Origin of the sequence: Novosphingobium resinovorum (assembly GCF_001742225.1) — a bacterium.
Lineage (GTDB): Bacteria > Pseudomonadota > Alphaproteobacteria > Sphingomonadales > Sphingomonadaceae > Novosphingobium > Novosphingobium resinovorum_A.
In genome coordinates, this window is the sequence record NZ_CP017077.1 from 175094 (window position 1) to 196590 (window position 21497).

20 protein-coding genes and 1 pseudogene are annotated in these 21497 nt (G+C 61.9%); 4 read left to right on the plus strand and 17 right to left on the minus strand.

The genetic code is table 11. From position 1 onward, the window contains the following. Nucleotides 1–146: 146 nt before the first annotated feature. The 4 genes and pseudogenes from BES08_RS25870 to BES08_RS25885 all read right to left on the minus strand — a co-directional run. Nucleotides 147–521, minus strand: a pseudogene (locus tag BES08_RS25870) (transposase family protein); the annotation flags it as partial. A gap of 207 nt (nucleotides 522–728) precedes the next feature. Next, nucleotides 729–2222, minus strand: coding sequence for a glycosyltransferase family 4 protein (locus BES08_RS25875; protein ID WP_231958441.1), 1494 nt, complete (start codon nucleotides 2220–2222; stop codon nucleotides 729–731). After that, nucleotides 2183–2542 carry a hypothetical protein gene (locus BES08_RS25880; RefSeq protein ID WP_197524530.1) on the minus strand — a complete coding sequence of 120 codons (360 nt, stop codon included), beginning with the start codon at nucleotides 2540–2542 and terminating at the stop codon, nucleotides 2183–2185. The genes BES08_RS25875 and BES08_RS25880 overlap by 40 nt, the downstream gene beginning before the upstream one ends. Before the next feature lie 134 nt (nucleotides 2543–2676). Further along, complete coding sequence (locus tag BES08_RS25885; RefSeq protein WP_069709727.1) at nucleotides 2677–4566, minus strand: flagellin N-terminal helical domain-containing protein; 1890 nt, start codon at nucleotides 4564–4566, stop codon at nucleotides 2677–2679. Nucleotides 4567–4958: 392 nt separating this feature from the next. On the opposite strand from BES08_RS25885, the gene BES08_RS25890 reads away from it, so the two are divergent. Continuing rightward, on the plus strand, nucleotides 4959–6557 hold the full coding sequence (locus BES08_RS25890) for a sensor histidine kinase (protein ID WP_069709728.1): 1599 nt from the start codon (nucleotides 4959–4961) through the stop codon (nucleotides 6555–6557). After that, nucleotides 6554–7165: a response regulator transcription factor gene (locus BES08_RS25895; RefSeq protein WP_069709729.1), complete on the plus strand. Its 612-nt coding sequence runs from the start codon at nucleotides 6554–6556 to the stop codon at nucleotides 7163–7165. The genes BES08_RS25890 and BES08_RS25895 overlap by 4 nt, the downstream gene beginning before the upstream one ends. A 940-nt stretch (nucleotides 7166–8105) precedes the next feature. Here the strand turns inward: BES08_RS25895 and hxsC are convergent. The 11 genes from hxsC to BES08_RS25945 all read right to left on the minus strand — a co-directional run bounded on the left by hxsC (nucleotide 8106) and on the right by BES08_RS25945 (nucleotide 18450). Further along, on the minus strand, nucleotides 8106–9107 hold the full coding sequence (gene hxsC, locus BES08_RS25900) for a His-Xaa-Ser system radical SAM maturase HxsC (protein ID WP_231958445.1): 1002 nt from the start codon (nucleotides 9105–9107) through the stop codon (nucleotides 8106–8108). A gap of 161 nt (nucleotides 9108–9268) precedes the next feature. Continuing rightward, nucleotides 9269–10732, minus strand: coding sequence for a His-Xaa-Ser system radical SAM maturase HxsB (gene hxsB / locus BES08_RS25905; protein WP_069709731.1), 1464 nt, complete (start codon nucleotides 10730–10732; stop codon nucleotides 9269–9271). Further along, nucleotides 10725–11033: an HxsD-related protein gene (locus BES08_RS25910; protein WP_069709732.1), complete on the minus strand. Its 309-nt coding sequence runs from the start codon at nucleotides 11031–11033 to the stop codon at nucleotides 10725–10727. Before BES08_RS25910 ends, hxsB begins: the two co-directional genes overlap by 8 nt. A 27-nt stretch (nucleotides 11034–11060) precedes the next feature. After that, the gene (locus BES08_RS33185; RefSeq protein WP_197524531.1) at nucleotides 11061–11318 is read right to left on the minus strand and encodes a hypothetical protein; all 258 of its coding nucleotides are present in this window, start codon (nucleotides 11316–11318) and stop codon (nucleotides 11061–11063) included. A 303-nt stretch (nucleotides 11319–11621) separates the two neighbouring features. Then, the gene (locus BES08_RS25915; protein WP_069709733.1) at nucleotides 11622–12203 is read right to left on the minus strand and encodes a hypothetical protein; all 582 of its coding nucleotides are present in this window, start codon (nucleotides 12201–12203) and stop codon (nucleotides 11622–11624) included. A 2-nt stretch (nucleotides 12204–12205) separates the two neighbouring features. Beyond that, nucleotides 12206–13507: a hypothetical protein gene (locus BES08_RS25920; protein ID WP_197524532.1), complete on the minus strand. Its 1302-nt coding sequence runs from the start codon at nucleotides 13505–13507 to the stop codon at nucleotides 12206–12208. Then, entirely contained in the window at nucleotides 13501–14796 is a 1296-nt protein-coding gene (locus BES08_RS25925; protein WP_069709735.1) for a hypothetical protein, read from the minus strand. Before BES08_RS25925 ends, BES08_RS25920 begins: the two co-directional genes overlap by 7 nt. A gap of 29 nt (nucleotides 14797–14825) precedes the next feature. Next, nucleotides 14826–15719 carry an OmpA family protein gene (locus BES08_RS25930; protein ID WP_069709736.1) on the minus strand — a complete coding sequence of 298 codons (894 nt, stop codon included), beginning with the start codon at nucleotides 15717–15719 and terminating at the stop codon, nucleotides 14826–14828. A gap of 556 nt (nucleotides 15720–16275) precedes the next feature. After that, nucleotides 16276–17040: an SDR family oxidoreductase gene (locus BES08_RS25935; RefSeq protein WP_036530003.1), complete on the minus strand. Its 765-nt coding sequence runs from the start codon at nucleotides 17038–17040 to the stop codon at nucleotides 16276–16278. A 29-nt stretch (nucleotides 17041–17069) separates the two neighbouring features. Next, nucleotides 17070–17621, minus strand: a complete 552-nt coding sequence (locus BES08_RS25940; RefSeq protein ID WP_036530005.1) for a carboxymuconolactone decarboxylase family protein — start codon at nucleotides 17619–17621, stop codon at nucleotides 17070–17072. Between the two features lie 25 nt (nucleotides 17622–17646). Next, nucleotides 17647–18450 carry an SDR family NAD(P)-dependent oxidoreductase gene (locus BES08_RS25945; protein ID WP_069709737.1) on the minus strand — a complete coding sequence of 268 codons (804 nt, stop codon included), beginning with the start codon at nucleotides 18448–18450 and terminating at the stop codon, nucleotides 17647–17649. A 116-nt stretch (nucleotides 18451–18566) separates the two neighbouring features. Here BES08_RS25945 and BES08_RS25950 point away from each other — a divergent pair, with 116 nt between their 5' ends. Next, nucleotides 18567–19508 (plus strand): GlxA family transcriptional regulator, encoded by a 942-nt coding sequence (locus tag BES08_RS25950; RefSeq protein ID WP_069709738.1) that lies wholly within the window; start codon nucleotides 18567–18569, stop codon nucleotides 19506–19508. 9 nt (nucleotides 19509–19517) lie between these two features. Here the strand turns inward: BES08_RS25950 and BES08_RS25955 are convergent, their stop codons facing one another. Both BES08_RS25955 and BES08_RS25960 read right to left on the minus strand, forming a co-directional pair. After that, entirely contained in the window at nucleotides 19518–19829 is a 312-nt protein-coding gene (locus BES08_RS25955) for a putative quinol monooxygenase (RefSeq protein ID WP_036530008.1), read from the minus strand. Beyond that, entirely contained in the window at nucleotides 19822–20847 is a 1026-nt protein-coding gene (locus BES08_RS25960; RefSeq protein ID WP_069709739.1) for a zinc-binding alcohol dehydrogenase family protein, read from the minus strand. Before BES08_RS25960 ends, BES08_RS25955 begins: the two co-directional genes overlap by 8 nt. Before the next feature lie 101 nt (nucleotides 20848–20948). Here BES08_RS25960 and BES08_RS25965 point away from each other — a divergent pair, with 101 nt between their 5' ends. Then, nucleotides 20949–21296 (plus strand): winged helix-turn-helix transcriptional regulator, encoded by a 348-nt coding sequence (locus tag BES08_RS25965; protein WP_069709740.1) that lies wholly within the window; start codon nucleotides 20949–20951, stop codon nucleotides 21294–21296. Nucleotides 21297–21497: the final 201 nt, after the last annotated feature.

Here is a 21497-nt window from a genome sequence, read left to right on the forward strand (position 1 = left end):
TACAGAAAATCGGCGACGACGGCCCCCTCGTTCGCCCGGATGCCGTTGAAGCGCAAATCGACGCGGCTCTCACGCTGACTCCCCAGCCGCTTCGCGCCCGGCTTGCCATCACCGACCCACGAGACGCCGACCATCTCCGCTCCGAGACGCCGCTTTGGCTTGTCGCCTTCGATGTCGGGCAGGCGAGAGATGCCGTGTCGCTGCAGGCACCGATGCAGCGCTGAGCGGGTCAAATGGGGGATCGACGGCTGCAGGGCATAGAGGCAGTCGTCCAGCGGCAGCAGGGTGTGCCGCCGGAATGCGACAACCATTGCCTCCTCGGCTTCCGACAGGGTGGTAGAATGAGGGGCCTTCGGCCCGGTCTTCAGATCATCGACCGTCGTCCGCTTACGCCACTTCGCGACCGTCTTGGGATTGATCCCCAGCTCCCGGCTTAGCGTCGCGAGCGAAGCCTGCGATCGCTGTATTGCTGCTCGGACGGCGTGCGTGGTCGTGGCGCTCCCGTGACGAACCTGGCCCATAGTGCTTCCTTCCATTCCAGCGAAAGGATCACACCATCAAACCGTGGGATCAAACACCTAGTGGTCAGATTGCAACGGATGAGTCCCTTTCGAAGGCCAGAAAATGGCTGATTTCCAGCAATCCTGGCGGAACCATCCGATTGAATCTAACCACTAGCTGTTGAGCGACACATGCTAAGCAAAGTCAATGCGCCTGTCATTGAGACGCTACGTTGGTACTGGCTGCGACGAACTATTCGCTTGATATTGTAACACCGCCTGCATCAGCAATGCGCGGTGCAGGCGGCCTGTTTCAGTCCAGTCATACCGCTCAGCATAGCGCCGCGTTGCCGAGCGGTCGGGCATATCCGCCAGAATTTTACGAAGAACTCGTTCGATACCCATCGGCGAACGGTCTCCTGTGAGCACTCCTGCTTCCGGGCATGTGATCACGTCGGGCGACCCCCAAACGGACGTCGCGACAAGCGGTGTTCCGCAAGCGATGCTCTCCAGCAGCACATTGGCGATGCCCTCACGGTCCGAGCACAACAAGGTCAGGTCCGCCGATCCGTAGATGGCCGGAAGTTCATGCTGTTCAACATGCCCGAGAAAGCGGACCCGATCTCCAACCCCGAGGTCTGTAGCCAACTGCCTGAGCTTCATCTCTAGCGGACCGTCGCCCGCGATCACTAGTGATGCCCCAGGCAATCCGGCGAGAGCGCGAATGGCCAGATCATGGCCCTTGCGTTCGATCAGGTGCCCGACCGAAAGGATCGTCGGTCCGTGAAAGCCCAGCTTCAGGCGCAGTTGCGCGCGATCATCCGGGGGACTGAACATCTTCAGGTCCACGCCATGCTCAATCACGTGCAGCTTTCCGGCGGGCGCGCCGATGTTTTCCAGCCCCTGCACCAAAGCCTTGCACACAGCCGTCGTTGCCGCCGATTGCCGCACAGCCTTCACGATCATCTTGCGGCTAGGAAGCCAGTTCGGGATTAAGCTTACATCGGTGCCCAATGCCGACCTGATGAACGGGCGGTCAAACATCTTCGCAAGCCATGATGCTGCGACGCCATCAGGATAGAGATAATAGGAGTCGATCACGTCGAAGTCGAACGTGCGCCGCAGTCGCGCAATGTGCCTGTAAAGCGAAGCCGCCATCAATGCAGGTGCAACCGTCTGACCGAACTTCGGCACCGTCAGGTAGCGTGGATGGTCAATCGAAATCCCCCGACGCTCGGCGTCGAGAGGAATGTCAGCGTAACTGGCGTATCGCCCCCAGCGCTCATTTCGCGACGGGAACCATGGAACCGGTGCGACCACCCGCATCTCGATACCACTTGAATATGTGGCAGCGATCCGGTGCTCGATGAATATCCCATGCCGACGCTGCACCGGATTTGGAAATAAGCTCGATAAGACGAGAACTTTCATCGGGACATGGAGAAGGTCATGGAATTGCTGCCGCGGGAAATGAAAAGATTTGAAACTTTCCAAATGCTTAGATGTTTTTTCAACGCCGCTTTGGCGGCAAAATCGTTGCAAATCAAGAGCGGAATTTAGGCTGATGGAAGGAGTGTCGAAGGCTTCACCTTTAGGCAGATCCGCCCAACTTGCAGGACTGTTAGCGGAACACTGCGCGCGACTATGGAAAGTTTGTCTGCCAGTTTCGCTGCCCGAGATGATTACTCCCTGCGCTCGAAATCTCGGCGCCACTTGTCGCATTGCAGTGCGAGCTGCTCTTCCACGGATGGCCAGTCAAAGCCGGCCGCGCGTGCGGCTGCCCGCATCGGGTCCGCGTAATCTTCGGCGGTCAGGGGCGCTGTGCCTTGAACCACCACGCAAGTCATGTCGGGGTACCCACGTGGAGAGGTGAAGGCGCGCAGGACCTGCAGCGGCCTGGGAAGATCGTCAGGTCTCAGCCGATAAATCGGATGCTCGGGCTCGGGACAACGTTCGCGCACAGCGAGGGCCAGGTTCGCCAGATCAATACTCGCGCGGCGACGGATGACATCCATCAGTACCGGATAGATGGCCCGGGCCATCGTCTCGTCATCGCGGGTGATGTGAAGGCCGGCCAAGATGGCGGATAGAGTGTTAGGACGCAATTTTCGCAGCTCCCTACATCGGCATTGTAAGTACGTTGGCCAGAAGATCCTCTGCAACCCTCACCCGCGGATCATGTGCGGAACAGTGCCAGCAGGAACTCCGGCTGCTGATTGGTGATGGCCAGTGTTTGCGCAGCGAGTTGCTGCCGCAATCGGAGCGCGGCAATTCGAGCCGACTGAACAGACATGTCCGCATCCACCAGGTTGCCGAGCGCCTCGGTTGCGATGGCAATGCCAACGGTCTGACTATGTTGGCGCACCTCAAGGGAGCCCGAGTGGGCTCCAAAATAGCGCAATGCAGAACCTACGGTTCCGCTGGCCCTTTCGACCTTTTGCGCCAAGCTGTCAGGGTCGTCCCAATCGATAGGATCGAGGCCGAGTGATCTGAGGCTGAGATCGCGCGATACGATGCGTTCGGTGCCGCCTCGCGTATCGGTTGCAAAGTCGTATCGCACATTCCCTCGTCCGGTGGTTTGCGAGCTCGCGACAACCTTAACGACATCGCCGGTCGATGCGGGCGAAGAACCGTAGGGTCCCATCGAAATCGCACCCACCGCCCAAGCGCTCGAGGCGTCATGCTCGCTGTTGTTGACCATGACTGTAAGCGGGCCGCGCGCGGGGTCATAGTCGAAGCTCAGGACACTGAGGCCGCTGCGAGCCGCACCTTCGCCGACTTGCGCACCCTCCGTGCCCGCCGGCTGACCCGTGGCGGCAAGTCGGATCCCGCCTTGCCATATTTCCATGGTATCCGCTCGTTCGTAGGCGTCGAACGCGATGTCGATGTGTGCTGCCAGCGGGCCAGGATCCAATGGGAACTGAGCGACGACCCCTTCGGGCAATGCACGTTCGCCAAACGGATCGTCTCTGGCCGCAGCCACCTGTTCCGGGTCCGCCGAGGCGAGGGGAGAATCGAATGCTGCAGGCGTCTGATAGGCAATTGCGCTTTTCCAGCGCTCTACAGGCTCGGGGATCGTAAGGTCAGGATCCTGGAGCTGCAGCCCTTCGATCGCGAGACCGGCGTTACCGGCAGGCACGCGGATTTCAATGTCCTGGCCATTCTCGGGATCGTAATCGAAGCTGAGAATGAATGGCCCGGCCTCGGGCGTTCCGGGGGCGACCGCCTCGCTGCTGCGGACATAGTCCGCTCCCGATGCGGCGACACGCACCCCGTTCTGCCAGATTTCAACGACACCGGCACCGCTCGAACCTTCAAAGCTGGCAGAACCTGTGTCGACCAGAAGGTTTATCCGGCCTGAGGTGCCGCCGGCGTCCACCTGAAACGTGCGGGGAGCGTTGGTGGTGATCGGCAGATATGAGGGATCTTCAGGCGCCAGCGGGTTGATGAGTTCCTCGAACCCGCTGGGCGTAAGGTCTGAAGTCGGCAATGTGAGACGCCGCGTTCCGCTTACCAGGGTTTCATCGCTGCCGGGCGGCATAGCGCTCGCCGCACCGCCGGCGACCAGGTCGGAGAGCATGTGCGCCGGGTTTATTGTCGAATCCGGAAGGCTGTAGGTCGTACGCGTCGTGGTCTGGGTAACCGCTTTTCCCTTTAGCAAGTTGACCCCGGAAAACGCGGATGCATCGACGGCCGCGCTGATGCGGCCAAGCAGTTCCTCCATGTCTTTGCGAATGGCGGTCGCCGCGCTGAGGTCACTGCCAGAGGATTGCAGCAGCAGTGCTTTCGCCCCGAGTTGATTGACAAGGTCGCTGACCGTTTGTGCGCCAGCGATCGCAACATCGGTCGTAGACTTCCACCGGTTCAGGCCATCGCCAAGCGTTTGCTGCATGAGGATCTCTCCGCGCAGGCCCTGTGCGCGGACGAATTTCGCACTGTCGTCACGGGCTCCCGAAACGGCGAGCCCGGAAGTGAGGCTACCCTGCGTGACCTTCAGATCGGCATTGACGGTCCCCAGCACCCTTAGCGCTGTCATCGCACCGGCATTGGTCAGGATGGAAGACATCGGTCTTGCATTTCCTCTCGCACGTGGACTGCCTTTGCAAGCTGCCCGGTACGTCACACAGTCCATCCTAGGCAGGACCAGGGCGGGTTTGTCGAGAACGAGCCCCCCAGGTCACCTCGGCAATTGACTTCATGAATTGCATCGGTCGATCCGGGAAATATCCGGTGTTTTCAGTCAGCTTCCGCCGGTCGATGTTCCAAGGAGCGGCTAAATCACCTAATGAGCGGGTCTGTTGCCGCCGCGCGGCAGCAGACCCTCGCGAATTATGGCGGCGTGAGCGATATCCGGGCTGACCGTCGCTGGCACCTGTTGTCGTTTCCGGATCCGATGACAGGCTCGGTCCGTGAATAATCCGGGTTCCCCAGCGAACACGAACCGGCCACAGGCAAAAGATGACTGCCGCGACCTTGCCCCGTTTCTTCAGCGCCTTCAGGCTTCACCTTGTGGACGCGGCGTTACTGGCGATTTACGCGCTCGCTTTCGCGCTGCTGCACTGGGCGGCAAGTCCCTGGGGTGGCGCGGGGTTCTTCTCGCTCTGGTATCCTGCCGCGGGTCTGCGCTTCGCAGTGTTGTGGAGCCGCGGCACAAGGTTGACGCCGTGGCTGATGCTCACCGAAGTGCTGACCGATGGCGCAGTTGGTGTCTTCGCGCTCGTTGGACCCGCTGCCCTTCAGGCGATCACCGGCGCTGCCCGTCCCGGTTTCACCTGCGGTCTCGCCATCTTCGCGGTCCGGCGCCTGATGACGAAGCGCGACGATACACTGGCGCTGCCGCCGATGATGCTTGGTCTGGCTGCCGTTGCCGCACCTGCACTCAACGCGCTGATGGTGGTGCCGTTCGAAGCCTGGCTACCGGCCGATGCGGGGCGCTATCGCATAGGAACCGACATCGTGATCTCGTTGACCGGGCTGGCGGTAGGCGATTTGCTCGGCATCCTCGTCCTTGCTCCGCTGCTGCTGTGGGTTGCCGCGCTTCACGACGGATCGTTCCGCCGCCGCCGGCTGCCCCGCGTCGCCGTGCGCCCACTGCTGGAGGACGTGCTGGTAATGGCGCTGTGCCTGCTGCTCACGGCGGCGCTGTGGCGCGCCGGCCTCGGCGCCCAGCCGATCCCCAGCCTGCTGGCGGGCGCCTGGATCGGGCTGCGTCATGGACGCACTCCGGCCTGGTTCGCGATCCTTGCACAGGTCGCGGTGTTCCTGCCTTACTCGGCCGGCTCGCTCGACGACAGCAGGCGCCTTGAATTGCACCTGGGGCTGGCCGCCGTGGTCCTCGTCACCTGGCTGGCAGGCAGCTTTGCCGACGCGCAAAAGACGTCGCGCGCACTGCTGGACAAGCGCAACAGACTGCTGTTTCAGGCCGAGCGGCTCAAAACCCTGCGCGCGATGTCGGTGGCGGTGATCCACGAAATCAGTCAGCCCCTCTCGACGCTCGCGATCGAGGCTGCCCACCTCAAATCGGTGACCGCGCACCTCGACGCCGACACTGTCGCCAGCGCCGACCTCGTCGACCGCAAGGCCCGCGCTCTGGCCAATCTCGTGCGCCGGCTGCGCCGGTTCGGTGGCCGCGACGTGGACGAGCCTTCGCCGGTTCCCGTCGCCATGCTGGTGCAGACGGCCTGCCAGATCGTCGCCTCGGAGGCCCGGGCGGCCGGAGGCAGGCTGGAAAGCGCTGCCGTTCCCGTCGACCTCGTTGTCCAGGCGCAGGAGATCGAGCTGACGCAGGCGCTCGTGAACCTGCTGCGCAACGCCCTTGCCGCCAGCCCCGGAGAGGCCCTCAACCTCACCGCCAGGGTCCACGCCGAGGAGGTGCTGATTACCGTGTCCAATCCGGTCTTGGAGATGCCAGGCGCCCAGACCGGCGGCATGGGCATCGGCCTCGCCATTGCCCGCACCATCATCGAGGCGCATGGCGGCACCCTCTATCGCCGTGACGAACCAGGCTTCGTGCGCTTTACCATCTCCCTGCCCCTTCTCACCGGAGCTTTCGCATGACCGACGCTTTCGCTTGCGGCGTGCCTTCCAACACCGTCGCGGTGCTCGATGACGACGCCGATCTTGGTGCCACCGTCGCTCGCCTGCTGGGCCGCAATGGCATAGCCGCGCGCGCCTTTACCGCTCCCGGCGAAGTGCTGGCCGCGCTTGGCACCGAGCATTTCGCCTGCGTTGTCAGCGATATCCAGATGGGAGAGATGGACGGCTTTGCTTTTGCCGACGCATTGCGCGCGAAGGATCCGGCGACAGCTCTGGTGTTCATGACCGCCTGGCCGATTACCGCCCACGCCGTGGACGCGGTGCGCCGCCATGGCGGGCTCGACTACCTCGAAAAGCCGATCGACGAGGCGCGCCTGATCGCTGCCGTCTCCGAAGGGCTGGCGTGGTCTGTCCGCGAACGCCGCGTCGCCGCTCTCGCGGCTCTGCTGACACGGCGCGAGCGCGAGGTGCTTGGTCTCATGGTGCGCGGCTATACCAACAAGGAGATGGCCCCGGAGCTGGGCATCTCCGAGCGCACCGTCGAGGATCACCGTGCATCGATCATCGCCAAGACCCGGACCAACGGCATGGCGCAGCTCATCGCGCTGAGCCGGGGCGAAGAAATCTGAAATGCCCTATCCGGGAATTCCCCGGATCGACCGGCGGGACACAGCGGGCCAATTAGGACCCCACGTTCTACAACGAGATACCGAGTTTCCGAGGCGACCCGAGGCTTTCGCGCTCCTGATGCGAGAGCTGAACTAAGCCGGCGCAAGTCCCAAGCTTGCGCCGGCTTTTTCCCAACGATGTCGCTGCATCCAGGCGACTGTTTGACAAGGCCCCCTAAGGTGGCGCGATCCTTCAGTGCCGCATAAGTTGCGCGAAAGGCTTGGCTCTCGCTTTGCCCGCCATCAAGGGGTCCCGCGAAAGCGAAGCCGTCGTCATACGGTGAAGGCATGCTTCCTGTCAGAGCGCCGGTTGCAGAAGAGCTTCGCGTCCGGTTCGATGCGCAGGGAGTGGCTACGGATTGCCTGGAAAGCCTCGGAGGCGCGCCGCACGGGACCGCGCCACTTCCCGACTGCAATGTCGCTTTCTCACCCCCGCACGCGACGTCCTTGAGCATCAGTCGCAGCTATGCGTGCCCCAGTACCTGCGCCAGATGAGTACGGTCCGTGTTTTCAGCATGGAACAGGACAGATCACGTCCATCCGCAAGTTTGCACCAGGCGCCGGTGCGGACCCCCACAGCATTTCCGCGCGAAAGGCAGGTCATCGGCCGCGCTGTGACAAGGATATGTCCGGTCGCTGCCCGGCCCCTTGCGGTGCCGAGCAAAGTGACAAGTGCGTCGCGAGCCTGATCGGCACGGGCGGATGGGCACGGTTGGTTGGCATTGCAGGTGCCGTCCATCTCGCGGGCAGCTATTCCCGCAATGCGGATGCGAGGCCCTTCCGCGCACCAAACCGGCCCATCTCCGTCATAGACATGGGTTGGGGTACACTTGAAGCTTTGGCCTTCGGGTACGACAAGGACTGAAGCAAGGATGGGAAGCAGGATCATGATTTTGGCTGGTTACGAGGCCTTCAGGATTGGGGAAATGCCGCGGCTGTACCGGAACTTGGCGGAGCTGAAGAACCCGCCGCATTCGCCTTGCGCAGCGCATCCCTCGCACTCAGGCATATACTCCTGCTTCCAGTCGCTGATCGAGCGGCGTGAGAAGCGGCGTAGCGACGGCTCGAGGATGCAGTGCTGGCTGTTGTAAATCGAGACCTTCATACCGGCGCGATCGAGGATCCCGACCGCCTCGGTGAGTTCGGCTTGATAATCGACGGGGTCTATCCAGATCCTCTCGAGGTTGGCGCGGGCAAAGCCCGTGAGTTCGAGGCCCATCAGCGCGACGTGATCGACAAACAGGAGATTGCGGGCAAGGAACCGTGCAAGTGGTATCAGTCGCGGGACGGTCTGCTCCTGCAACACAACCCTGATCTCCACGCGGACCCCTTGCGCCTTCAGCGCCAGGATGCCGCGGATCGTCTCGTCAAAGGCGCCATCGGCCTGCACGACGTGATCGTGAACGTGCGCCAGGTCGGCATAGACCGGGATGCCCAGCATGAGGTCTGGATGTCGCACGGCGCCGAGGTCCCGGGCGAGGGTGCCGGTGGCGAAGCTGCGTCCGTTCGACAGGATATGCAGGGCTGTGTTGGGGAGATGGGACCCGGCAGCCTGAACCAATTCGATGAATCGCGCACCCAGCAATGTCGGCTCACCACCGGTGAACCCGATTTCCGTGGCACTGCGATCCATGAGGCGCAAGACCTCGAGAACCTCGTCCACGATCCAGCCGTCATCGACGGCGCGCGGGGGTTGTGAACACATCAGGCAATAATTGTTGCAGCGCTCGGTGAGGAGAAAGTGATTGTAGGCGACCGCCTTGCGGAAGAGCGTGCGGATGCCCGCCTTCGCCGGCTCGAGCCGCACGACGTCGCCATCGCCCAAATGATGGAAATCCTCGGACAGTACGGCGGCGGCGGCACCCCCGGGGATAAGCGCAAGTGTCTCGGCATCCTTGACCAAGTACCAGCCAAATCCATCGGGAATTGGCCCATGATGGTGGATGAACGCCTCGACGGCGCGCAACGGCATAGGACGGTCGGTGCGATCCGAGAGCTTTACGATCGCAGGTCCACGATTGATTGCCGACTGGTTGAATTGGGTCAGGCGACCGCGCAGAGTGATCATACGATATTTGCCCAGCGTTCGAAGATGCGGCGTACTTCGGGGTTGGCCTCCATCCTGGAGATGAGGCCGCGGAAGAGGGCGATATTGCGGGTGCAGAAGGAGGACAGAGGTTTCTTGCCGACAAAGTCGCCCTGTGTTGCATGGTGAAACACCGGCTCGGCACCGCACCACGGCTCGAAGGCGCACCACGAGCAACCGGGCACGCTTGCCGAAAAGGACTGTTCGAGCGGTTCCAACAGTGCATCGCCCATGAAAATGTCGGCGAAATCGTCGTCGTGGACATTGCCCAGAGCGAATGTGGTGTCGCCCATCTCGGCCAGCATGCGGCTTTCGTCAGAGGCGTACACGACGCCGTCGTAATTGTAGACGACCGCACCGATCCCGATCCCTGCTGGGCTCATTAGATCCACGTAACTGGTCTGAAGGGGCGTCAGCATTTTCTTGAGAACCATCGCCGAATAGTGCTCGATGAACTCGAAGCCGCCGAGGTTGAGGTCGATGATGTAGTCGAGGCCCTCGAAGAAGAATTCGAGCCACTTCTTCTGATCGTACGACGCGTAGGATTTGGTCTTGATCGCGAAGCCGTAGGGCGAAAGCGGACGCAGGAAGATTCCGCCGAAGTCCATGCGGATGTATTCGTCGATGATTGACCTGACCTGCGGCAGGCTTGCCGCGGTCGTCGTCATCAGCGCGCCCACATTGTAATGGCCCAGCGCCGTTCGTGCGCGGGCGATACCCTCCACCGCCTTTTCGTACGAATTCTTGCCGGGTCTTGGACGATTGCGATTGTGGAGGTCTGCCGGGCCATCAAGTGACGTCGAGATCAAGATATCGTGCTGACGGGCAAACTGCAGAATCTCGTCATCCAGCACGGCCAGGTTGGTGGCGATCACGAATGCGAGATTGCGGCGAGCCGTTTCTTTGCGCCGCAGGGCTTCGGCGACGATGAACCGGATGATAGGCATGTTCAGGGTGGATTCGCCGCCCTGGAACTCGATCTTGATGGCGGGTGAGGGTGAGCGGAAGGCGAGGTCGAGCGAACGTAACGCTGTCTCCTCGCTCATGTCGAATTCGCGCTTGTCGTCGTTAGCCCGCGACACCTGGCAGTACGGGCAGCTGTGTTCGCAGCGTAGCGTGGTCACGAAGATGTGCAGCCCGGTGAAATTGGCGAGCGGCGCCAGCTTCGTGCGGATCTTGAGACCCAGCAGGTCGATTGCGACCTGGGTGTCGTCATCGATCAAGAAATGCCGAGACTTCAGCTCATCGTAAACCGGCTGATCAGGCCGCAATGCGCCTCCCGCGAAATCCGAGACCTCGCCTGCCGACATCGTGACGTACTCGCCGGCCATATTGGTCGCGACATAGCTCTCGTCGTCGAGAGGCGTGAAGCGCCACGGCAGCATCGTGTAGTCCGATCGAGTGGAAGCATCGAACTCGGCCCGTTCGCGGAATTTAGCCATCCTGAAGCCCCGTGCGCGAGAAGGCGAGGCCGAGAATGGCATCCCTGTAAGGTGCGGTGCGCTCCTCGATGGAGATCCGCAGATCCTGATCGATGACCTCGCGCCGGAAATCGCGTTCAGCGGTTTCCATCGAGATCGTCGCATTCGCCGGAAGCAGGCTGCAGACGAGGTCGTCGCCGACGACGGCCACATCGACATCAAAGCGTGCCATCAAGGCGTAGGCAGCCCGCTTGGCAGCGTCCACGGAAAAGGCGGCCCGGGACAGGGTTACTGTCCGGGCATCGCCAGTAGCAATGGTCATGGTTTTTATCGTTCTTTTGAGGTCGGCTCAGTACGCGCTGGAAGAGTGCGAACTGTGGCTCGAGTGCGAACTATGGCTGGAGTGGCTCGAATGGGAGCCGTGCGCTGCAAGCTGCACCGCCTCGTCAGCCTTGGTCAGCACAAGATCCTTTGCATCGTCGGCCTGGTTAGCGAACTGCGCAACGGCTGCCGGAACAGCCATCGGAACGGTCGCGTGCGCCTGCGAACCCGCGACAAGCGTCGCGAGCGATGCAGCAAACGGCTTTAGAAATGAACGACGTGCCATCATAAACCCCTGTTGAGATATTGCTTTTGCCAACCACTGAACCGTGGTCGGTCGGTTTTTTGGCGACACCGAATTAGTATTTCAGTGAAGTGTTAAAATTCTGTCGCCCAACGACTATCGCATGTCCGTGGCGGATCTTGGCTGCCCGCTGTAGGCGCCGGCAATCCGACCCTTTTTGCCGTGTGGCGGCTTTGTCACGACACGAAGATTGTCACCAGGCTGGAACATCAAGCCAGGGGAAGGCGAGGGAGTTTCGCTTCTCCCTCGCTCCCCCATTTCCCGGCAGGTTCGCCGCGCCTCGTGTCAGATGGATCTCTGATACGGCTCCCAGTCGCCGCTGTCGGTACGACAGAAGGCCTGACTGGGAATGCCTGCCGCGCCTTGAGCCGAGCCGATCGCGCTATCGACGAATCTGCACTCGTGTCCGCCTGTCCCCAGTTGCGGGGATACGGCACTGCCGCCTCCAAGCGGCGTGTATTTGACAGGGACCAGTTGCCCGCCGTCGATCTCTGCCGTGCTGCTGACCATCCCCCGATATTGCATCGGGTTGCCGTTGTCGTCCTGGAAGCTGGTGGCGTAGTTCTCGTTACGCATCGCGGTTTCGCGCTGCGCGGCCAGAATGCGGTCCTTGCGTTTGGCGTTCGCCATCAGAACCGCGCATACGGCGCCGCCCGCCGCCGCGCCAACTAGGACGCCGGTACCCCGGTTCTTCTTGCCTGCGGCAAGTCCGCCGAGCAGCGCGCCGCCAATGACGGCCGCCACGCATTTGCCGATCGCCTTGTCGGCTTCGGTTTTGGCGTACTTGGGTTTTGATGCCGCCCAACCTGCCGGGATGCTGGCGACCATCATCGAACTGATGACGACTGCGCTGATAACCTTCTTCATGTTCACTGGCCCCCCCGAGCCTTGGCTGCTTCGATACCGATGAAATTTTTGCCGTTTCCAACATCGCCTACGTAGGCGTCGGAGACGCTGCCCGTCAGCTTGCCGTTTTTGATTTCAAGCTTAAAATCGCGCATGCCGCCAAATGGCATCTTGTCGTCGAATTCCGGCTCGCCGCCTGGAGCAGGGCTCCAGGACTGCGAGAACTTTCCGTTCTTGGACGTGACGGTGCACTCGTCCGCCGAGGCACATTGCATTGTCCCGGCGAGCGGCAGTGACTGTGGATGGTCGCCGAGCAGCACAAGCCACGAGGCGACGAGTTGATCCTTGGCGTCGCGCGCCAGGCGCAAGGTCAGCGGCTGTGCGCCGGACGGATAGAGGGCGTTGCCTTTGAACGTTTCCACGGAAACTGGGGCAAGGCTTCCCGGTCCAACGCGGCCGGTTGCCGCCGACACGAGCTCGGCCGACTGGGCGAGGAAGAACCCATCCAGGAATGCGCGATCAGGAACATTCGTGCCCTCGGGCTGGACAAGATAGACTTCTCCCAGCTCGAAATCGAATGCCGAGCGGTAGCCTTCGGTGACGCCGGCCTCGAAAGCGCCATTTGCATGCGCGTCGGGCGCTTCTCCCGCAGGACCGTCGATACCGCTGAGGTCCGAAACGATCACAAAGCGCTTGGCTGCGGTACCATTCTCGAACAGTCCGCGCGAATTGCGGATGCTTTCGAACAGTTTCGAGGCCGCCAGCGGGCCGGTCTGGCGCGATGCGGCCTGATCACCCTTGGCAGCGGCGGCTTGCAGACCACCGATCAGGCGCGTGCGGAACTGGTCCTGCTGCTCCTTAAGAGCGTCGCTATCTGAGCCGGTGAAGAACGCGCCGACCGACGACTTGCCGGAGCCGTTCGGTGCGTTCGAGGCTGCGCCAGGAACGCATCCAGAGAAGACCCGGGTTCCCGAAGCGCCATCGCTGGAAAGAACAATGATGGTCACCCGCTCGTTCGGGGCGACAAAACCGCTGGTGAGCGCCTTTACCGGGTCGGCGACGTCGACGAACAGATCGCGCAGCCATCCGTTCTTCTGGGCGGTTTCGACAGCCTTGTCGGTGCGGACAAGTGCCTTGGCATCGACGAGAAGGAAGGTTTCGCGCATCGGCCCGTCGGACGGGTTCTTGGCGCAGGCCGCAAGCGCCTTGATTTCTCCAGCGCCGCCCGCCGCGTTGTCGGCGCCGGGCGTTTCGCCGCATGCGGTTAGCGTGAGGGAGAGGGAGAGGGCGCCCATGGCGACAGGGGTACGAAGTCTGTTCAGCACTTGTAGAGTCCGATCGGAAGGTTCGCGAAATCAGCGGCAGTTAGAGCCGACCGATTGGTCATGGCGGCATTCAGGCTTTCCTGGGCGCTGAACAGGCGCTCATCGGGATCGACAAGGTCGAGCATCCGGCCAACCAAGCGCTGGCGGTATGTTTGCATGACGCCAACGATCTCGGAGTCCTTGCCGGACAGAAGGGCCAGCGCATCGCGGATCTGCGAGTACCCGTCCTTGGTTTCGATTAGCTTGGCAGAGGCCTGCAGCTTTTCGCTGTCCTGTCTGTGCCGACGCTCGGATTCCTTGAGCGGGCCAATCAGTCTGGCGCGCTTGACGCGTTCCATCTCGCCCTTTGCACGGTGCAGTTTCTCGGCTTTGTCAGCGTATTCGGGGTTCTCGTCGTGGATCCAGTAGGTAATTGCCGCACCCAGGATGAAGACGACGATATTGCCGAGCAGAAGGCTGGAGGTGCTCCAGACAACATTGGGCGGGGTGAGGCCCAGGACCTGCGCCTCTTCGATCATGGGGACGAGGTAGTAATAGCGTGCAGCAGCCACGACCCCGAGCGCCATCAATAGGAGGGCCGTAGCGATGCCGATCATGCGAAAGCCCTTGGCCTTTTGGCGTTCGTCGTAGGGCCGCATCCAGTAATTGAATGCCTTCCAGAACCGTCCGGATAGGAACGCGGAAAAACCGATTGCAATGCCCACGATGATGGTCACGCCAAGCGCCATGATACCTGTATGGATCAGTGGGGAGGCCATGAAGCTCTCGAAATTCAAGAGACTTTCAGGGATCAGGATGCTGATCGGGATCGCGATGTCGATCCATTTAGCGGGTGTTTTAGGATCGCGCTCCCCCTCCTCGACCCTGAGCTGATCGTACTCCAGGTTCAGTCGGTCAAGGTTGGCAATCCGCTCGCCATTCTCCTTGGAGAACTGCGAATGGATTTCCGCATTGCGCCGAGCGTGCTCACGCCGCAGACGGTCGTTCTCGATCTCGACAACCTTGCCGCGGTTGGCCTGGCCGATCTGAATGGCACCGCCCAACGCCTCGATCTCTTTCAGTGCTGCCTGCCGGGGTTGGGCGACACGAGTATTGAACCAGGTGTTCATGGCTGGAGTGAGATTGCCACTCGCCGTTCCGGCGTCGCCATCGCCGGTCAGTCGGATGGAGCGGTGGCGCGCTTCATCATCGACCTTCGCCATCAAATCGTCGAAGGCGCCCGAACCCTCTGTCACGGGGATCGCGAGATACTCGTCGATCCTGGCTATACCTGTACGTTCGCCGCTCATAATGCCCCTGGAAAGATGAATAGAAATGGTCAGAGATTGAGTTGAATGTTCCCTGCGCTGCGGCGCTGGGGATTGATGCTGATGGTGCGTGCCGGTTTCGGTTTGACGCCGATCGTCGTCGGGCTTGAGGGTGCGACGCTGCCTAGTGGATTCGAGCCAGGTGCGATCCTTGCTGCCGGCGATCGCTTCACTGCAAGGTTGGCCCGCGCTGGTGCCTGGACGACTTCGCGAACTGTGTAGTCGGCTTTCAGCGAAAGGCTCGCCTTGCATCGTTCCGCGTCGGATCGGTTGCGTGCCTGGCACAGATTGTCGAGCTGGTTGTCGGCAAGCCAGGTTGCCATAGCCTCGGGCTTCGCCGCAAAGAGAAACTCGATGCGCCGGTTGCGGGCAAACGCGCCCTCGTCGTTGCCGGCGACCAGCGGCATGTCCTCGCCAAAACCTATGCGCCAGATTGACGTGAGGCTTACCCCGAACTGGAAAATCTGTTCGGCAATGGCATTCGACCGATCGACCGATAGCGCTTCATTGTACTCGCGCGCTCCCCGCGCATCGGCGTGCCCGGCAACGAAAAGCGCAACATCTGGGGGCTCTTTACGCAGATTTTCTGCGATGAGGGCAGCGATCTCGATGGCCTCGGGGCGCAACCTTGAGGAATCGGTATCGAAAAAGGTGCGTTCGGGAAAGACGACCCGCAGTACAGGGACATCCGTGGCAATGTTTGACGGCAGACGCCAGGCCGGCAGCCGCGTCTCATAGAACATCGGCTGTTCGTCGGGGGGTAGGATTTCGGCGATGCGACGTAATCGCTTGATGCGGTCGCAATGCTCGAGTTCGACGAAAACGCGCCAGTCCTGAAACGTGCCGCGTGCCCCCTGTGGCAAGAGCGATCGGCAGTCCTGTGGCATCGGTCCGATCAGACGCATTGTTTGCGCAGCGACGGACCCTGACGCAGTGATACCGAGCGCCAGCAGTAAGCTGGCGAGCAATGAAGCGAATCTCGAAATGTCGTGCCCCCAAGAAAACGCGCTTAAACAGTGGTTAGTCAGCGGTTTCCATATTCTTGCAAAAATTTAATATTTATCTGCCGACCCCTCTCGATCTCTGCTCTGTTTCCGACCTTCCCCTGATCGTCGTCGTTGCAAGGATCGATTTGAAGTCTTGAGGTAGTCGACTAGACGCTAGCTTACGCTCTGCCTCATGTTCATCCGGAAAATATACGGATCGGTGGCCCTGTGTGAGTATCCACCCGGGAGGAAACAGATCGAACCGCTCCTGCCTTCGCCGAATGTTGTGTGCTACCGCGATATGCGGGTGGACTGCGCGCATGCCGCAATCACCGATGGCGATCACGCCGTTGTGGCGGCTGGCATCCGGTGGGGGAAGCAGACCGACCGCAATTGGAGACGGAAAATTTGAAGCTGAGCGGCCGGAAAGGGTCGGTGGATGAAACGGGACTGACAGGAGCCCCGTTTCAGATTCTCATGCCGCGACCGGGATTGGATTATCCGCAACGCTTTGATTGAAAGCATAAACCAGCGCATGTTCCTGCGCGCCAGGATTGTCGCGCAGCGGCTTTACCGCATCGACCAGCACTTCTGGATCATCCATTTCAAGCGCCACCAGCGTCTGTTCGATGAAGTCGTCGAGCGGCATCGCGCGCGGATCACCGCTTTTGTAGATCAGGTCGGTATCGACCCATGGCGGAGCGATCTCTTGGACCCGCACGCTGCTGTCGCGAAGTTGGAAGCGCTGTGACAGAGCGTAAGAATGCAGCGCTGCCTTGGTTGCCGAATAGATGGCGTTCGTCGCGAGTGGCACAAAGGCAAGCACGCTGGTGGTATAGAGGATAGTGGCTTCGGGCTGAGCCTTGAGCTGTTCGATCAGCGCCGATGTCATGCGGATCGGTCCCAGCAGATTGGTAGTGACGAGCCCCAGTGCCATGCCGTCGTCGATTTTTGCTGCCGCATCGTCGAAAGGCATGATCCCCGCATTGTTCAGCAGCACATTGGTCGCTGGGAAATCGCGCATGACCGCTTCGGCGGCATGAGCGATGCTGGCCGGGTCGGTGATATCCAGTTCGATCGCAGCCATGCCGGGATTGGCGGCCGTGACTTCGTCCAGCAGAGCGCGGCGGCGCCCGGAGATGATGACCTGGTTGCCGCGCTTATGCAGCGCTTCGGCCAGGGCGCGGCCGATGCCGCTGGTGCCGCCAGTGATGAAGATGGTGTTGCCGGTGAGTTTCATCGATTCTGTCCTTCTCTCTGATCGCAGGATCAGGCGGCGGTAGTTCCGACGCGAGCGACGCGCGGGAAGTCGAGGCTGGTGCCGACGATGTTGTTGATGCTGTTGGTCAGGATGCTGACCGCGACATGGGCGATCGTTTCCAGTATCTCGGCGTCGCTCAGGCCGGAGGCCCGGGCCCGATCCAGAACGGCCGTGCCAGCGCGCCCATGATCGGCGTTCACGTCCAGCGCCAGCGCAAGGATCGTTGCGGCATGGCCATCACTGGCCTCGCCGCGCTGGGCATCGGCGAGGTCGGTCGCGGACAGGCCCGCCGCACGCCCGGCCCCCGTGTGGGCGGCAAGGCAATAGTCGCAGCCATTGGCAGCTGCGACGGCAATGGCGATCTGTTCCTGAACCTTTGCGGGGATCACGCCCTCGGCGAGCGCGCCGCGTCCATCCCAGTAGACATCCAGCACAGCCGGGGCCTGTGCCATGACACGGAAGAGGTTGGGCACCTTGCCCATCCGGGCCTTCGCCTCGCGGAAGATGGCGGCGGTGTCGGGCGTGGCATCGGCATCGGAAAGAGGAGTAATGGTCGACATGATCTTGTTCCTTCTTGAAGAGAGTTCAGGCCGCTGTGCGGGCGGCAAGGCCGAAGCGGGCGGCGGGCGTGCTGGCGGGCAACTGGGGGCCAAGAGCGGCGCGGGCGGCTTCGAACGCATCCCAGAGGGCGCCGTCGGCGAGCGCAGGGATCGTGCTGAGCTCGCCGCGATCGAACCCGACCAGCGCGGCATCGACCATGTCCTCGGCGCGCATCACGATTTCCGTAGGCAGGTTTTCGACCGGCAGACCGCCGATTGCCCAGAAATCAGTGGCGGTGGCGCCGGGCAGGACCGACTGGATACGGACACCCTTGTCACCCAGTTCCTTGTGAAGCGACTGGCTGAAGGCCTGAACGAAGGTCTTTGAGCCGCCATAGACGCCGTTCAGTGTTTCAGGCGTAATGGCCACGATCGAGGCAATGTTGATAATCGCGCCCCGTTCGCGCGCCACAAAGGCGGGAGCGGCGGCATAGGCCAGCCGCATGGGGGCGGTGACGTTGAGCCGGACCATCGCCTCCATGCGGTCGACATCGCTTTCCAGCAGGCTGCTGTGCGTCCCGACACCGGCATTGTTGACCAGCATGGTGATGCTGGCGTCGCTGCGCAGCACCGCCTCGACCCGGGCGAGGTCTGCGCTGTCGCCAAGGTCAGCCGCGATAACCTCGACCGCGCGGCCGGTTTCGTCAGAGAGGCTGGCGGCGAGTGATTGCAGCTTGCCTTGGTTGCGCGCAACCAGGATCAGGTCGTAACCGCGACGGGCGAGGCGATCGGCATAGATGGCGCCGATCCCGCTGGATGCGCCGGTGATGAGGGCAGTTCCATGCGACATGGATGTTCCTTTTTCGACAAGCAGTCGGTGACTTTCGACACCCCATTTATGGATCGGATGGACCTTGTCTTAAATGACGTATAATGACATGATTTAGGACATATGGAGATGAACCGATGCCGCATGTCGCGATGGTGCTGACACCGGGCTTCCAGTTTCTGGCGTTGGGCGTGCAGGCTGCCTTCGAACTCGCCAATGTCGTGGTGGAAGAACCTTTCTACACGCTCGGCATCTACTCGATTGACGGCGGGCCGGTCGCCTCATCCAGTGGGTTCGATGTGCCAACTGTGCCTCTTGGCAAGGCCGGGCCGGTCGATACGCTTCTGTTGATGGCTGGCTTGATGCCGCCGCCGTTGCAGGATGCGAAAGCTCTGTTCGCGCTTCATGCCGCCGCGCTGCCCGCACGGCGCATTGCCGGGCTTTGCACCGGCGCCTTTCTGCTGGCGCAGATGGGGCTGCTCGATGGCCGCCGCGCCACGACGCATTGGGCCTATGCGCGGATGATGCGCGATGGCTTTCCGAATATCCGCGTCGAGGAGGATCGCATATTCATCAACGAGGGATCTGTCTGGACATCGGCCGGACTGACCGCTGGGCTGGATGTCGTGGTCGCCATGGTGGAGAAGGATCTGGGGGCGGACGTCGCGCGATCGGTTGCCCGCCGGCTGGTGATGCATCACCGCCGCGCTGGCGGCCAATCGCAGCACAGCGAGATGCTGGACCTGGCTCCCAGCAGTGATCGCATCCAGAAGGCCCTCGTTCACGCCCGCAGTCATCTGCAAAATCCCCTGACGGTCGAGGAACTGGCAGAGGTGGCGGCACTTTCCCCACGCCAGTTCAGCCGGGCCTTCCGTGCAGAAACCGGGCAGTCGCCGGCCAAGGCTGTCGAACAGCTTAGGCTCGAGGCGGCCCGGCTTCTGCTGGAAGATACGCGCCACAGCCTGGAAGCGGTGGCGCGTGAGGTTGGCTTCATCGATCTGCGCCGTATGCGCGAGGTGTTCATGCGCAACTATGGACAGCCGCCTCAGGCCCTGCGCCGGTTGATGCGCACGGCCTGAGGCATCGGCTCAACCGATCCGCCGCAATCGCTCAAGTGACGGCGGCGCAGCGAGCAGGTGCTCGAAGCGAGCGGCAAGCCCGGTAAAGGCTGGTGCAGCGGCATGGGTATCCAGCGCAGCCTGATCCGCCCATGCCTCGATCATGACGATCACGCCCGGCTCATCGCGGCTCTCATGGGCGAGATAGGCGATGCAGCCGGGCTCTGAGCGGACCTGTGGCAATATCGCCTTGATCGCGCGCGCCAGTTCGTCCGCCTTGCCCACCTGCGGCACCAGGCGCGCGACTAGATGCACGGTGGCATCGGCCGCCGCATCATTCATGCTGCCAGCCTTCCAGGACGATCTTGCCGCGCGTGGTCGCGCTTTCGATCTGGCGGTGGGCGGCGATCAGATTGGCCGCATTGATCGGCGACAATGTCTGGGTCAGCGTGGTCCTGATCGCGCCCTGATCCACCAGCTTGGCGACCTCGTCGAGCAGCCGCCCCTGTTCTGCGACATCGGGCGTATCGAACAGCGAGCGGGTGAACATCAGTTCCCAATGGACCGAAACGGCTTTCCGCTTGAAAGCGATAATGTCGAGGCTGGCGGGATCGTCGATGAGCGCGAAGCGCCCCTGCGGCGCGATCAGTTCGGCAATGTCGGCCAGATGGTGGTCGGTATGCGTGGTCGAGAAGACGAAGGCTGGTGCATCAAGCCCAAGAGCCGCGATCTGCGGTGCCATGGGCTGGCTATGGTCGATGACATGATGCGCGCCCAGGCCGCGTACCCAGTCCTGCGTTTCGGGGCGCGAGGCAGTGGCGATGACCGTGAGGTCGGTTCCCGCCCGTGCGATCTGGATCGCAACCGAGCCGACGCCGCCCGCGCCACCGATGATCAGCAGGTTGGCCGGCTCTTGTCCCACCTTGTCCTGCACCCGCAGGCGATCGAACAATGCCTCCCAGGCGGTGATCGCGGTCAGCGGCAAGGCGGCGGCTTCGGCCACTGAAAGCGCGGAGGGCGCGCGTCCAACAATGCGCTCGTCGACGAGTTGATACTGGGCATTGCTGCCATCGCGGGCGATGTTTCCGGCGTAGAAAACCGGGTCGCCGACCTTGAAACGGGTGACATCCGGACCAACGGCCTCGACGATGCCCGCCGCGTCCCAGCCCAATATGCGCTCTGCTCTGCCCTCAAAGGGCGGGGCACCGGCGCGGACCTTGGTATCGACGGGATTTACCGATACCGCCTGCACCGCAACCAGCAGATCGCGGCCTGCGGCAACGGGACGTGGCAATTCGACATCCACGAGCGCGTCTGGTCGGTCGAGGACGCCCGCCTGATGATAAGCAATGGCACGCATGAGAGTACTTCCTTTTGCAGTTGCCTTGCCTATGTGGTCACAGTGCATTCCCATGCGATACGCACAAATATCGCCTATAGTGTCGAAAAGGATACCGTCTCTTGGCCAAGCTGCGCCATTCCCGCCTGGACTGCGCGCCCGGCTGCGCGGTGGAGGCCGCCATCAGCCTGATCGACGGCAAGTGGAAGGCGGTGACCCTTTATCATCTGCAGGACGGGCCCGTCCGTTTCAACGAGTTGCGGCGTCGTAGCGGAAGCGTGACGCAGCGCATGCTCACGAACCAACTGCGCGAACTGGAAACCGATGGACTGATCGAGCGCGAGGTATTCGCGCAAGTGCCGCCCCGGGTGGAATATCGCCTTTCGGAGCGTGGAGGCACCCTTCTACCGATAATCGAGGCGCTCAAGACATGGGGCGATGCGAACATGGATTTGTTCGCTCGGCGATAGATGATGGGCCCTTGCGGGAACTTGTAAGCGGACAGTCGTTAGCTGAAAGCGAAAAATCGGTGATTGAACGGCAGCAAAAGGTAGACGGCGGGTCGGCAGCCACGTGCCCTGTTCGGCAGCATCAGCCACTTCGATGCAATCCCCAGAAGCTGCCGTCTCCGCCTAACCCGTCAGCCGGTATGAGCCGCCGTCTCTGCGGCG